Annotated in this window: 15 protein-coding genes; 9 read left to right on the top strand and 6 right to left on the bottom strand. The window is 63.3% G+C overall.

Translation table 11 applies throughout. The features are described from left to right. Window positions 1-123: 123 nt before the first annotated feature. The 3 genes from fusA to rpsL are packed head-to-tail and all read right to left on the bottom strand — an operon-like array spanning window position 124 to window position 3,064. Entirely contained in the window at window positions 124-2,199 is a 2,076-nt protein-coding gene (fusA, locus tag HUN39_RS18295; RefSeq protein WP_175095874.1) for an elongation factor G, read from the bottom strand. Between the two features lie 11 nt (window positions 2,200-2,210). Beyond that, on the bottom strand, window positions 2,211-2,681 hold the full coding sequence (gene rpsG, locus HUN39_RS18300; RefSeq protein WP_018406024.1) for a 30S ribosomal protein S7: 471 nt from the start codon (window positions 2,679-2,681) through the stop codon (window positions 2,211-2,213). An 11-nt stretch (window positions 2,682-2,692) separates the two neighbouring features. Further along, on the bottom strand, window positions 2,693-3,064 hold the full coding sequence (gene rpsL / locus HUN39_RS18305; protein WP_014890767.1) for a 30S ribosomal protein S12: 372 nt from the start codon (window positions 3,062-3,064) through the stop codon (window positions 2,693-2,695). An 815-nt stretch (window positions 3,065-3,879) separates the two neighbouring features. On the opposite strand from rpsL, the gene HUN39_RS18310 reads away from it, so the two are divergent. Beyond that, window positions 3,880-4,119, top strand: coding sequence for a YdcH family protein (locus HUN39_RS18310; RefSeq protein ID WP_175095884.1), 240 nt, complete (start codon window positions 3,880-3,882; stop codon window positions 4,117-4,119). A 187-nt stretch (window positions 4,120-4,306) separates the two neighbouring features. Here HUN39_RS18310 and HUN39_RS18315 read toward each other — a convergent pair whose 3' ends face one another. Continuing rightward, window positions 4,307-4,732, bottom strand: a complete 426-nt coding sequence (locus tag HUN39_RS18315) for a hypothetical protein (RefSeq protein WP_175095875.1) — start codon at window positions 4,730-4,732, stop codon at window positions 4,307-4,309. A gap of 484 nt (window positions 4,733-5,216) precedes the next feature. On the opposite strand from HUN39_RS18315, the gene HUN39_RS18320 reads away from it, so the two are divergent. From HUN39_RS18320 to HUN39_RS18345, 6 genes are all read left to right on the top strand, one after another. Then, entirely contained in the window at window positions 5,217-5,915 is a 699-nt protein-coding gene (locus tag HUN39_RS18320) for a response regulator transcription factor (RefSeq protein ID WP_175095876.1), read from the top strand. 22 nt (window positions 5,916-5,937) lie between these two features. After that, window positions 5,938-7,860, top strand: a complete 1,923-nt coding sequence (locus tag HUN39_RS18325) for a stimulus-sensing domain-containing protein (protein ID WP_175095877.1) — start codon at window positions 5,938-5,940, stop codon at window positions 7,858-7,860. Then, window positions 7,857-8,321, top strand: coding sequence for an HPr kinase/phosphorylase (locus HUN39_RS18330; RefSeq protein ID WP_175095878.1), 465 nt, complete (start codon window positions 7,857-7,859; stop codon window positions 8,319-8,321). Before HUN39_RS18325 ends, HUN39_RS18330 begins: the two co-directional genes overlap by 4 nt. A gap of 189 nt (window positions 8,322-8,510) precedes the next feature. Beyond that, window positions 8,511-8,912: a PTS sugar transporter subunit IIA gene (locus HUN39_RS18335; RefSeq protein WP_175095879.1), complete on the top strand. Its 402-nt coding sequence runs from the start codon at window positions 8,511-8,513 to the stop codon at window positions 8,910-8,912. Beyond that, on the top strand, window positions 8,909-9,226 hold the full coding sequence (locus HUN39_RS18340; RefSeq protein WP_175095880.1) for an HPr family phosphocarrier protein: 318 nt from the start codon (window positions 8,909-8,911) through the stop codon (window positions 9,224-9,226). The genes HUN39_RS18335 and HUN39_RS18340 overlap by 4 nt, the downstream gene beginning before the upstream one ends. Before the next feature lie 172 nt (window positions 9,227-9,398). Beyond that, entirely contained in the window at window positions 9,399-11,213 is a 1,815-nt protein-coding gene (locus HUN39_RS18345; protein ID WP_175095881.1) for a glucan ABC transporter ATP-binding protein/ permease, read from the top strand. A 114-nt stretch (window positions 11,214-11,327) separates the two neighbouring features. Here HUN39_RS18345 and rpsR read toward each other — a convergent pair whose 3' ends face one another. Then, complete coding sequence (gene rpsR / locus HUN39_RS18350; protein WP_014890780.1) at window positions 11,328-11,564, bottom strand: 30S ribosomal protein S18; 237 nt, start codon at window positions 11,562-11,564, stop codon at window positions 11,328-11,330. Then, the gene (rpsF, locus tag HUN39_RS18355; RefSeq protein WP_175095882.1) at window positions 11,561-12,007 is read right to left on the bottom strand and encodes a 30S ribosomal protein S6; all 447 of its coding nucleotides are present in this window, start codon (window positions 12,005-12,007) and stop codon (window positions 11,561-11,563) included. Before rpsF ends, rpsR begins: the two co-directional genes overlap by 4 nt. Before the next feature lie 405 nt (window positions 12,008-12,412). On the opposite strand from rpsF, the gene HUN39_RS18360 reads away from it, so the two are divergent. Both HUN39_RS18360 and panB read left to right on the top strand, forming a co-directional pair. Beyond that, on the top strand, window positions 12,413-12,550 hold the full coding sequence (locus HUN39_RS18360) for a hypothetical protein (RefSeq protein WP_175095883.1): 138 nt from the start codon (window positions 12,413-12,415) through the stop codon (window positions 12,548-12,550). Between the two features lie 78 nt (window positions 12,551-12,628). Beyond that, window positions 12,629-13,450, top strand: coding sequence for a 3-methyl-2-oxobutanoate hydroxymethyltransferase (panB, locus tag HUN39_RS18365; protein ID WP_269750351.1), 822 nt, complete (start codon window positions 12,629-12,631; stop codon window positions 13,448-13,450). The last annotated feature ends 73 nt before the right edge of the window (window positions 13,451-13,523 follow it).

Below are 13,523 nucleotides of genomic sequence, written 5' to 3' on the forward strand. Positions count from 1 at the left end.
GTCTTGCCGTGGTCGACGTGCCCAATCGTCCCAATGTTGCAGTGCGGCTTCGTGCGTGAAAACTTTTCCTTGGCCATCGCCGTGCTCCTCTTAAAGAGTTCCGTTTGCCCGTAGCAGTCGAGATCAGGCGTATTTCGCCTGCACCTTCTTCGACTCCGCCTCGGGCACTTGTTCGTAGTGATCGAATTGCATCGTGTAGCTCGCGCGTCCCTGCGTGAAGGAGCGCAGCTGATTGACGTAGCCGAACATGTTGGCGAGCGGCACCATGGCGTTGATCACCACGGCGTTGGCGCGCATGTCCTGACCTTGAATCTGTCCGCGACGGGAATTCAGATCGCCGATGACGGAACCGGTATATTCCTCCGGCGTCACCACCTCGACCTTCATGATCGGCTCGAGCAGCACCGAGCCGCCCTTCTGCAGCGCTTCGCGCGTCGCGGCGCGCGAGGCGATCTCGAAGGCGAGCACCGACGAGTCGACGTCGTGGAAGGCGCCGTCGATGAGCGTCGCTTTCAGATCGACGACCGGGAAGCCGGCGAGAATGCCGGACGTCGTCACCGACGCGATGCCCTTGTCGACGCCTGGGATATATTCCTTCGGCACCGCGCCGCCGACGATCTTGCTTTCGAACTCATTGCCTTTGCCGGCTTCGTTGGGTTCGAAAATGATCTTCACGCGCGCGAACTGGCCGGTGCCGCCGGTCTGTTTCTTATGCGTATAGTCGATTTCAAGCTTGCGGCCGAGGCGCTCGCGATAGGCGACCTGCGGCGCGCCGATATTGGCGTCGACCTTATAGGTGCGCTTCAAGATGTCGACCTTAATGTCGAGATGCAGCTCGCCCATGCCCTTGAGGATGGTCTGGCCGCTTTCCTGATCGGTCGAGACGCGGAACGAAGGATCCTCCGCGGCGAGCTTCTGCAGCGCGATGCCGAGTTTCTCCTGGTCGGCCTTCGACTTCGGCTCGATGGCGATCTCGATGACCGGGTCGGGGAACTCCATGCGCTCCAGAATGACAGGCTTCTGCATGTCGCAGAGCGTATCGCCGGTGCGCGTGTCCTTGAGTCCCGCGAGCGCGACGATGTCGCCGGCGTAAGCTTCCTTGATATCTTCGCGGTTGTTGGCGTGCATCAGCAGCATGCGGCCGATGCGCTCCTTCTTCTCCTTCGTCGAATTCAGCACGGTGGTGCCCGATTCGATCTTGCCCGAATAGACACGGGCGAAGGTGATCGTGCCGACAAAGGGATCGTCCATGATCTTGAACGCGAGCATCGAGAAGGGCTCGGAATCGAGCGGCTTGCGATCCAGCTCCTCGCCCGTGTCGACGTCGACGCCTTTGATCGCCTCGCGATCGACCGGCGACGGCAGATAATGCACGACCGCGTCGAGCAGCGGCTGGACGCCCTTGTTCTTGAAGGCCGAGCCGCAGAACACCGGGATGAAGGCGATCTTGCGCACGGCGGCGCGGATGAGCCGGTGCAGCGTCTCCTCGTCCGGCTCCTGGCCGTCGAGATAGGCCGCCATGGCCTCGTCGTCCATTTCGACCGCGGCTTCGATCAGCGCCAAACGATATTCCTTGGCCTTGTCGAGCAGGTCGGCCGGAATCTCTTCGTCGTGATATTTCGCGCCGAGGCCTTCGTCTTCCCAGACCACGGCCTTCATGCGCACGAGATCGATGATGCCCTTGAAATTCGACTCGGAGCCGATCGGCAATTGCACGCAGACCGGGCGGCCGCCGACGCGCGTCTTGATTTCCTCGACGCAGCGGTCGAAGTCGGCGCCGATCTTGTCCATTTTGTTGACGAAGACGATGCGCGGCACATTGTATTTGTCGGCCTGACGCCAGACGGTCTCGGTCTGCGGCTCGACGCCCTGATTGCCGTCGAGCACGCATACGGCGCCGTCGAGCACGCGCAGGCTGCGCTCGACTTCAATCGTGAAGTCGACGTGGCCGGGCGTGTCGATGATGTTGAGGCGCTTGCCGTTCCAGAACGTCGTCGTTGCGGCGGACGTGATGGTGATGCCGCGCTCCTGCTCCTGCTCCATCCAGTCCATCGTCGCGGCGCCTTCATGCACCTCGCCGATTTTATGGCTCTTGCCGGAGTAATAGAGGATGCGTTCCGTCGTCGTCGTCTTGCCCGCATCAATGTGGGCCATGATGCCGAAGTTACGGTAGTCCTCGATCGGATGAGAGCGGGCCATGACGGTTGTCCTTACCAGCGGTAGTGCGAGAAGGCGCGGTTGGCCTCCGCCATGCGATGCGTGTCTTCGCGCTTCTTCACCGCGGCGCCGCGGTTGTTGGACGCGTCGAGCAGTTCGGCCGACAGACGGTCGACCATGGTCTTGTCGTTGCGGGCGCGGGCCGCGGTGATGATCCAGCGGATGGCGAGCGCCTGACGACGCTCGTTGCGCACTTCGACCGGCACCTGATAGGTGGCGCCGCCGACGCGGCGGGACCGAACCTCGATCGCCGGCGCGACATTCTCGAGCGCCTGCTTGAAGACGGCGAGCGGATCGCTCTTGGCCTTCGACTCGACCTGATCGAGCGCGCCATAGACAATCTGCTCGGCGACCGACTTCTTGCCGTCGTACATGATCGAGTTCATGAATTTCGTGAGAACGATGTCGCCAAATTTGGCGTCTTCGATCACTTCACGCTTTTCGGCCCGGTGGCGACGAGACATCGAATGGCTCCTTACTTCGGACGCTTCGCGCCGTATTTCGAACGGCGCTGCTTGCGGTCCTTGACGCCCTGCGTGTCCAGCACGCCGCGCAGAATGTGATAGCGGACGCCGGGAAGATCCTTCACGCGGCCGCCGCGGATCATCACGACCGAGTGCTCCTGAAGGTTATGGCCCTCGCCCGGGATGTAGCCGATGACCTCGAATCCGTTGGTCAGGCGTACCTTGGCGACCTTGCGAAGCGCGGAGTTCGGCTTCTTCGGCGTCGTCGTATAGACGCGGGTGCACACGCCGCGCTTCTGCGGGCAGGACTGCAGATGGCGCGCCTTCTCGCGATAGGTCGGCGCTTGGCGCGGCTTGCGGATCAACTGGCTGATCGTCGGCATTCAATAGGGTCCTTCGCGTGATTGCGAATGGCGGATGTCAAGGTGGCCCCGCCGCGCATGGCCTTAAAGGCACGCGCAAACGAGCGAAGCGCCGATGGCCGTAAGGGCCAAGGCGCTTCTAACGCAGAGGATCCCGTCGCCGGGATCGTGCCTTCCTGTCAGTCGCTTTCGCGACGTGCTGATTACCAATTACACTTGGCGGTCACAGGCAAGGCGACAGCGTTTAAGTTCGAAGGATCGAGAGCGAGGCGCTCGCCGACGGCATGAACTTACGGCCTGTCGAAAGTGGGCGGAACCTAATCGCGAAGATTAGGTGCGTCAAGCGGAGATTGCGGCGCGGCCCAAGAAATTTGGCGTCGTCTCACGCCTTAGGTTCTGCTGGGATTCAGTGCTTCCCGCAAATTTGATTTCGGCAATATTGACGCGTTTCATTTCACAATGAAACTCGCAAACGCTTTGATGGCTTCGCGCAGCGCCTCGACAAACGCGGTTGCTTCTCCAGCCACGCCTCAAGTTCTTGGCGAGTGGTGAACTTCAATTCGCCGTCTGAAATGTCGTTCATTGAAATCTCCGCGCCTCACAAGATGAGCGGGTTACGCGCACGTCGCAAGGCCGCCGTCATTCCCGGCGCGCGCCGCACGACCGGGAATCCATTTGCAACATCAATGATGATTGGGCATTGCTCTGGATGCCCGCTGTCGCCGACAGCCCGGCGACGAATGCGCCGCAAATCGTCGCAGGCGGCGGCGGGGCTGTTCAACGGCGCCGCGAAAGCCGGTAAGCTCACGGCGAAAAAACAGGGAGGAACCGACCGCATGAGCCATGTCGCGCATGAGTTGCACGAAGAATTTCCGGAGCAGGCCGAAGCGATTCATGCGCTGAAGGCCGGAAACGCCCATTTCGCCCGCATCGCCGAGGACTATCACACGCTCAATCGCGCCATTCACCGCATGGAGACCAATGTCGAGCCGGCCGACGACGCGACGATCGAAGATTTGAAAAGGAAGCGGCTCGCGCTCAAGGACGAGATCGCCGGCTTCCTGGCGACGGTTTAAGACCCCCTCCCCGGCCCTCTCCCGCTGCGCGGGAGAGGGAGCGGGCGTGCAGCGCCGTTCATGCCCGGCCTTGCGCCGGGCATCCACGAGGCGACCGCGCCTATTGAGTCTTGGAAGGCGCGCCACCGCGTGGATGGCCGCGACAAGCGCGGCCATGACGCGGGGAACCGGCTGCCACGGGGCCGCGCTATCGATATTGCGCAGGCGGCTGCGGATTATTGGCGGGGTTGCTGTCATGCTTGGTGAGCCGCGTCACCAGTAGGCCGCCGACGAGGGGCTGAAGTTCCGCCTCAAGCGCGTCGGCGACGTCCTTTCCATAAATTTCCTCACCGCCGACATGGATCGAGAAAGCTTTGCTGTGCTTCTCGATTTTCGTCGGGTCTTCGATCACCGCCTTGGTCCATTTGTAGAGCGGGAAATTCTCCTCGCCGCGCTGTTCGGCCGCAGCGACATAGTCGGAAAAGGCGTCGAGCTGGTTCCGAAGCTTCGCGTTATGTTTGGCGAGAATGTCGCTGAGCGGTTTTAACGCCGGATTTTCCGGATCCTTTCGCGCGAGCTTGGCCGCCGCGTCGACGAGATTGACCCGAACCTGATATGCCCAATCTTCGCTCATCGATCCACTCCCTGGGGCTGACGCCGGCGCTGCGCCTTTTTTCACTTGCGCCTTAGCCAAACGGCGTCAGCGCTGAAAGAACCTCTAGCAGATTGGCGAAAACCCCAGATTTTCCAACCCCCGGGAGCGCCGCCAGACTGTCGCTGCGGCCAAGCTATCCCATTGTCGCCATTATGTTTAATCGCGCATGCCCTGGCACAAGGTGATTTTTTCGACAATACTGTGTATAAGCGGTCCAGCGGCATCAAGGCGGCGCCGCCCCTGGGAACGGACGTCGGCCACATTTCAGCCGCCTTGGCCTCGGACTTTGTCAGGTCGACGGCGCCTTTCGAACGTCCCGCTGTCGAGTCGATAAGAGTGTCGACTGTTGAGCATCGACGTCGCGCCCTTCGAGGAATCGGGGGCGGTCGTTTCGCGCGGAAAGCGCAGTCACGTCGCGCCGGCCCGGACGTTAAATTGCGGCCGCAAATAGCAAAGGGTGAAGATGCCGACCATCGCTCTCGTCGACGACGATCGAAACATTCTCACCTCTGTCTCCATCGCTCTGGAGGGCGAGGGTTATCGCGTCCAGACCTATACCGACGGCGCGCAGGCGCTCGACGGACTGCGCGCCAACCCGCCCGATCTGGCGATCTTCGACATTAAGATGCCGCGAATGGACGGCATGGAGCTTCTGCGTCGACTGCGGCAGAAGTCCGACCTCCCGGTGATTTTTCTCACCTCCAAGGACGAGGAAATCGACGAGCTGTTCGGCCTGAAAATGGGCGCGGACGACTTCATTCATAAGCCCTTCTCGCAACGGCTGCTCGTCGAGCGCGTGAAGGCGATCCTGCGGCGCGCCAATCCCAAGGAGGCCGCGGCTCAGAAGGAATCGGAAGCCAAGGTCCTGGAGCGCGGCGCGCTCGTGATGGACCCTGAACGCCACACCTGCACCTGGCGAGGCGATCCGGTGGTGCTGACCGTGACCGAATTCCTGATTTTGCAGTCGCTGGCCCTGCGTCCCGGCGTCGTGAAGAGCCGCAATGCGCTCATGGACGCGGCCTATGACGACCAGGTCTATGTCGACGATCGAACGATCGACAGCCACATCAAGCGTTTGCGCAAGAAATTCAAGGTCGTGGACAATGATTTCGAAATGATCGAGACGCTCTATGGCGTAGGCTATCGATTCAAGGAAGCCTGAGTTCTCGCGGAGGGAACGCGAGGTGGACGCAAGCATCGAGGGTGACGGCGACGTGACCGCCGTCGGCGACCCGGTCGCGGAAGCGCCGCGTCCGGCGGTCCCGGCGACCGTTCCTGCGCGCGACGCTGCGGCGGCGCGGGCCCGCCTGTGGCGGACGATCTCCGTCCGTTTGGCGCGGGCGCAGCGAACTGTGCAGCGAACTGTCCAGTCGCATCTTTCGTCCTCGCTCACCCGCCGCATCGTCGTTCTCAATCTTGGCGGGCTTGTCGCGCTGCTGGCCGGGTTCCTCTACCTCAACCAGTTTCGCGAAGGTCTGATCGACGCCCGCGTGCAAAGCCTGCAGACGCAGGGCGAGATCATCGCCGCGGCGGTGGCGGCCTCGGCGACGGTGGACACCGACGCCATCTCCATCGATCCGGAAAAGCTGTTGAAGCTCGCGCCGGGAGAGAGCGCGAGCGGCGCCGAAGGCGGTTCTCCGCTGGAGTTTTCGCTCAATCCCGAGCGCGTCGGGCCGCTGCTGCGGCGTCTGGTGTCGCCGACGCGGCTGCGGGCGCGCATCTACGACCGCGACGGCTTCCTTTTGCTGGACTCGCGCTCCGTCTCCGGCCGTTCGAACATTCTGCGCTTCGAATTGCCGCCGGCGGCCGGCCAGCCCACGACCCTCGACGCATCCTCCTTCCTCGAAAGATCGCTGGAGTTTGTCCAGCGGCTGTCACATCGGCCGGAGTTGCCGCTTTACGAAGACATCGGCATGGGCAATGGCAAAACCTATCCTGAGGTCGGCAGCGCGCTCGACGGACATATTCATTCGGTGGTGCGCGCCAACGCCACGGGCGAAACCATCATTTCCGTCGCCGTCCCGGTTCAGCGTTACCGGTCGGTGCGCGGCGCTCTGCTCCTCTCGACCATGGGCGGCGACATCGACGCCGTGATTGTCACGGAACGTTGGGGCATCATCCGCATCTTTCTGGTCTCGGCCGGCGTGATGCTGCTGATTTCGCTGTTCTTCACCAATACGATCACCGAACCGATGCGCCGCCTGGCCGAAGCGGCCGAACGCGTGCGGCGCGGCGTCAAATCCCGCCAGGAGATCCCGGACTTCTCGGACCGGCCGGACGAAATCGGCCATCTTTCCGGCGCGCTGCGCGACATGACGAAGGCGCTCTACAACCGCATCGACGCGATCGAGCATTTCGCCGCGGATGTCGCGCACGAACTCAAGAATCCATTGACCTCTCTGCGCAGCGCCGTCGAAACGCTGCCGATCGCCAAGACCGAGGAGTCGCGCGACAGGCTGCTCGCCATCATCAAACATGACGTCGGCCGGCTCGATCGTTTGATCAGCGATATTTCCGACGCGTCTCGTCTCGACGCCGAACTCGCGCGCGCCGACATGGACGTGGTCGATCTCTCGGCGGCGCTGTCAACCGTCGTCGACTTGACGCGCGCCGTGGATCGCGGCGACGGCGTCAACATTCAGCTGACCGTCCGCTCTTCTCCGTATGACGCGCCGCGCAGCCGCTGGCGCGTTCTCGGCAATGACTCGCGTCTCGGCCAGGTGTTCAACAATCTGATTGACAATGGCCGGTCGTTTTCAAAGCCCGGCGGAGTCGTGCGCGTGCTGCTGTGGCCGGAGCGGGCCAAGGGGCCGGGAGGCCAGCAGATCGAGGGCTTCGAGATCATCGTCGACGACGACGGCCCCGGAATTCCCGACGGCGCGTTCGATCGCATCTTCGAACGTTTCTACACCGACCGCCCGGAACATGGGTTTGGCCAGAATTCCGGGCTGGGTCTCTCGATCTCTCGCCAGATCATCGAGGCGCATGGCGGACGCATCCGCGCCCTCAACCGCACCCGCGCGCATCCGCAGGGCACTGACGAGCGGCGCCCCGGCGACGCCGTGCTCGGCGCGCGCTTTGTCGTCTGGTTGCCTTCGGCGCGATGACGCCGCCGCCAGCGTCCGACTATGTGCACGCCACTGCGCTGGTTCTCGGCGATTCCGGCTTGCTGCTGCGCGGACCGTCCGGCGCCGGCAAGAGCGCGCTCAGCTTACAGCTTGTCGCCGACTGGCGGGCGCGCGGCGCTTTCGCGGCGCTTATCGGCGACGACCGAGTCGCGCTCGAAGCGCGTCACGGCCGTCTGATCGCAAGGCCGCACCCGTCGATCCGCGGCATGATCGAGGCGCGCGGTCTCGGGCTGTTACGGGTCGCCTATGAGCCGGCCTGCGTCTTGCGGGCCGTAGTGGACCTCCTCGCATCCGGAGAGTCGCCGAAACGATATCCGGACGAGGACGACGCAACGACTCGGTTGAGCGGCGTGACGCTGCCGCGTATGTTCGAAAACGCCGCAAACGTCGGGGCGGCGGCGCGAATTGCGGCTTACATTCAGAACGTTGTGACAAATTGACGGAGTTCTGCTGTTTTCGCTTGCCTATTTCGCCGCGTTGCACAAAATGTCGCCCCTGTTGAGCGGGGCGATCACGGCGGGCGCAACGGCTCCTCCTAGGATGCAATCTGGCTCCGTTCGCCCTTGCGGGCCGACGCATTTTACGAGACATCGGCGCGCAAGAGACGTCTTCATGAGTGGTAGGGTCGTATGATCGGAATGGTCTTGGTGACCCATGGCCACCTTGCCACTGAGTTTCGCGCGGCGCTCGAACACGTCGTCGGACCTCAAAAGCAGATTGCGGCGATCTCGATTGGGCCCGAGGACGATATGGAGCGCCGGCGCGGGGATATCATTGAGGCGATCCGCGAGGCCGACAGCGGCGAAGGCGTGATGCTGCTCACCGATATGTTCGGCGGCACGCCCTCCAATCTAGCAATATCCGTAATGGATGGCGGAAAGGTGGAGGTTCTCGCGGGGGTCAACCTGCCGATGCTGATCAAACTCGCTTCGGTCCGCGATACGCAACCTTTGGAGCAGGCGGTGCTGCAGGCGCAGGACGCCGGCCGCAAATATGTTTACATCGCCAGCAAAGTGCTCAACGCTAAATGAATGACCTCGTGACCGATAAATTGCCTCAGGCTGCGGCCGAAGACTCCATGTCGCGGGAGTTCGCGATCGTCAACAAAAAGGGGCTGCACGCCCGCGCCACCGCCAAATTCGTGCAGTGCTGCGAAAAATTCGACGCCGTCATCACCGTTTCGAGAGGCGACGAAACCGTCGGCGGCAGCTCGATCATGGGCATTCTGACGCTCGGCGCAAGCCAGGGCACGACGATCGCCGTCACCGCGACGGGCCCCCAGGCGAAGGCGGCCCTCGACGCGCTGGAGACGCTCGTCGCCCATCGCTTCGGCGAGGATGAATAGCGCGGCGCAAGACGCCGTCGAAAGCGGCTGCAGCGCGCGCGCCAAACCTTGCGCGCAAGCGGCCAGCCCTGTAGAGCGCGTCCGCCACAGTCGCCGCGTTATTTGAAGGCAACGCGAAAGTTGTGATCCGTCGCACGTTGCTGAACCTTCCCCTGCTGGCAGGCGTCGTCACATGTCCGTCTTTAAAGTTTACGTGCGGGTGCTGGGGCTGTTGCGGCCTCAGGCGCGGCTTGCGCTCATACTGGTCGCGGCCAATCTGGCGCTCGCCGTCTCCGCCTTCGCCGAGCCGATGCTCTTTGGGCGCATTATCGACCGCATGACGCGCGCGCAGGCGCCCGGCGCGACTTTGACATGGAGCGATCTGCTGCCGCTGGTGTCCGCCTGGGCCGCCTTCGGCCTGTTTTCGATCGGCGGCGCCATACTCGTCGGGCTCAACGCTGATCGTCTCGCGCATCGCCGGCGGCTTGCGATCATGTCGGATTATTTCGACCACGTTCTCAGCCTGCCGCTGAGTTTTCACACCAACGTCCACTCCGGACGTCTCTTAAAGATCATGCTCGATGGGGCGAACGCCATGTCGGGGCTGTGGCTGTCGTTCTTTCGCGAGAACTGCGCGTCCTTCGTTGCGCTTTTCGTGCTCTTGCCGGCGACGTTGTTCGTCAATTGGCGGCTCGGCTCCCTGCTCATGGCGCTCGTCGTGATCTTTTATTTCGTGACGAGCTTCGTCCTGCGACGCACGGAAGATCTGCAGGGCCAGGTCGAGCGCTACAATTCGACGCTCGCCGAACATGCGTCCGACGCGCTGGGCAACATCCCGGTGGTGCAGAGCTTTACGCGCATCGAAAGCGAGTCGCATGCGCTGAATCGTATCATCGATGACGTCATCGCGGCGCAGATGCCGGTTCTCTCCTGGTGGGCCTTCGTCGCCGTCGCCAGCCGCGCCTCGGCGACGCTGACGATTCTGGCGATTTTTCTTCTGGGCGTCTGGCTGCATTTGCGCGGACAGGCGACGATCGGCGAGATCGTCGCCTTCATGAGCTTTGCGACCATGCTGATCGCCCGCCTCGAACAGGCGGTCGGCTTCGTCAATGTCCTGTTCCAGCAGTCCGCGAAGATTGCGGAATTCTTCGGCGTCCTCGACACGCCGGCGAGCGTCGCCGATCGCCCGCATGCCCGCGACGCGGAGCGGCTGGTGGGCGCGGTCGAATTCGACAGCGTCACCTTCGCCTACGACGGGCGACGGCCGGCGGTGCGCGACGTGTCGTTTACGGCGAAACCTGGAGAGACGATCGCGCTCGTCGGCTCGACGGGCTCTGGAAAATCAACGACGCTTGGGCTCTTGCATCGGGCCTTCGATCCAGACAGCGGCTCGGTGAAAATCGACGGCGTCGACATCCGCGAATTCACTCTAAGCTCGCTTCGCCGCAACATCGGCGTCGTCTTTCAGGAGCCGATGCTGTTTGCGCGATCGATCGAGGAAAATCTGCGAATCGGCAATCCGGACGCGACGGACGAGGAGATCGCCCATGCGCTCGAACTGGCGCAGGCGACGGAATTCGTCGCGCATCAGAGCGACGGGCGGGCGACGCGCGTCGGCGAACGCGGCCGCTCGCTCTCGGGCGGCGAGCGCCAGCGGCTCTCGATCGCAAGGGCGCTGTTGAAAAACCCGCCGATCATGGTGTTCGACGAGGCGACCTCGGCGCTCGATGCGACGACCGAGCGGATGATCCAGAAGGCGTTGGAGGCGGCGATGAAGGGCCGCACGACTTTCGTCATCGCCCATCGGCTGGCGACAGTGCGCAACGCCGACCGCATCCTCGTCTTCGATCAGGGCCAGATCGTCGAGAGCGGCGCCTTCGACGAATTGGTCGCGAAGGGCGGTCGCTTCGCCATGCTCGCGGCGGCGCAGTTCATGACCGAGCCCACCGTTTCGACGACGCCGCTCGACGGTGTTTACGAAGCCGGCGCGCAGCAGCCGGCGGGGTGAGGGGGCGGCGGCGCCCAGGGCGAGAAGCAAGGCAGCGACGAATACCGATCGGTCGAAACAAAAAAAGCCGCGCCCATTTCGGGGCGCGGCCGCAGGCTTCAAAGAGCGATCTTCTTAGCGGATCACATACGGCAGCAGGCCCAAGAAGCGGGCGCGCTTGATCGCCTGGGCGAGTTCGCGCTGCTTCTTGGCCGAAACGGCGGTGATGCGCGAGGGCACGATCTTGCCGCGCTCGCTGATATAGCGGGACAGCAGACGCGTGTCCTTATAGTCGATCTTCGGCGCGTTGGCGCCGGTGAACGGGCAGGACTTGCGGCGGCGGAAGAAGGGGCGGCGGGGGGCGGTGCTCATTCGACCTCTCCTTCAACCTTGCCTTCTTCACGGCGCGGGCGACGCTCCGGACGATCGCCTCGATCTCCCCGGTCGCCGCGATCCCCGCGCGGGCCCCGGCGATCGCCGCGGTCGTCGTCTTCACGTTTGCGAAGCTGCGCGGAAGGACCCTCCTCCAGCTCGTCGACGCGCAGCGTCAGCACGCGCAGAATATCTTCGTTGATGCTCTGCTGGCGCTGCATCTCGGCGAGCGCCGCCGGCGGCGCGTCGATGTTCATCAGGGTGAAATGCGCCTTGCGGTTCTTGTTGATCCGATAGGCGAGCGACTTGACGCCCCAATATTCGGTCTTGCCGACCGTGCCGCCGAGCGACGCGATGACGTTTTTGAACTGCGCGGTCAGAGCCTCCACCTGCTGGGGAGAAACATCCTGACGCGCGAGATAGACATGCTCATAAAGAGGCATGGATTTTCGCCTTTCCGTTGCCGCGAGCCGCTCCGGCGCCAAGCCCTTCGAGCGATTCTTGGGGACCTGCCCCGGAAAGGCTCGAGAAGGAAAGTTCGAAGGCGGAGGCACGGGAAGGCGGGAATTTAAACCCTCGCTCGTTGAGCTACGCATATTCTCGTCCGAAAACCGCTTTGCACTTTTCGGGAATATGCGATCTCTGCGCATATTCTTGTCCGAAAATCGTTTTGCGCGTTTCGGGAATATGCGCTCGAGCGCTTCCGTTCAGCCCCCGGCCGGGAACGTCGCGATCGGCGGTTTATACGCGGCTTTAAGCAGGATGCAAGAGCGCAAGGCCTCGCGGCTTGCCGCAGGCCGGCTCCGCCGGTATGGTCGCGCCGTCAAGCCGCCGCCAGGAGAGACGAGATGACGCGGAAATTCCGAGTGTTCGCGCTGCTGGCGGCCCTCTCCGCGCTGCTGTCCGCCTGCGACAAATGCGGCGGCTTCCAGGAAATCCGCGTGCCCGGCCAGCCGCACGCCTGCAGAGACGGCGTAGCGCGCTGACGCATTATCCCCAGCCAGCGCGAGCCGTTTTGATATCTAGAGTGTCGTCCTGACGATTAGGCGCGCCGGAGTCACCGTTTGCCCAACGCCAGCACCTTCCTCGACATGAAGCGCCGAGGCGAGAAGATCGTCGTCGTCACCGCCTATGATGCGCCGACCGCGCGCATCGAGGCGGAGGCCGGCGTCGACATTATACTCGTCGGCGACAGCGTCGGGGTGAATGTTCTGGGCTATGCGCATGAGCGCGAGGTCACGCTCGCCGATATGGCGCATCACATCGCGGCGGTGCGGCGCGGCGCGCCCGAGATCTACATCATCGGCGATTTGCCCTATGCGACCTATGACACGCCCCAGCAGGCGATCGAGAGTTCGCGCCTGCTGCGCGAGGCTGGCGCCGATTGCGTGAAATTCGAAGGCGCGCAGCCCGACATCATGCGCGCCCTGACGGCGGCGGGCTTCGACGTCTGTTCTCATCTCGGCCTCGAATCGCAGCATCACGACGTGAAGCGGCGCCAGGGCAAGACGGCGCAGGCCGCCGCGAAACTTTACGGCGACGCGCTGGCGCTCGACGCCGCCGGACAGAAGTTTGTGGTGCTGGAGCTCGTGCCGCAGGAACTCGCGGCGCGGATCACGCAAACGATCGGCGCGCCGACGATCGGCATCGGCGCCGGCGCCGCGACGGATGGACAGGTGCTCGTCGTCAACGATCTTGCTGGGATCACCGCGCGTGAATTCAAGCACAACCGCCGCTACGGCGCCGTTGGCGCGGCGCTGCGCGAGGCCGTCGAGGCCTATGCGCGCGACGTTCGCGCCGGGCTCTTTCCGGCGGAGGCGCACGCCTTTCATATGGCCGACGATGAGCGGTCCGCCTTCGAGCGCGCAACGCGCGGCGAGTCTTAGGGTCCAGACTCATAACCAATAGCTGATTGTCGCGGCGATGCAGACGGCTGCGAGAAAGTTAGTCGCGCTTCGA

The sequence above is a fragment of the Methylocystis silviterrae genome (assembly GCF_013350005.1).
GTDB classification, from domain to species: domain Bacteria; phylum Pseudomonadota; class Alphaproteobacteria; order Rhizobiales; family Beijerinckiaceae; genus Methylocystis; species Methylocystis silviterrae.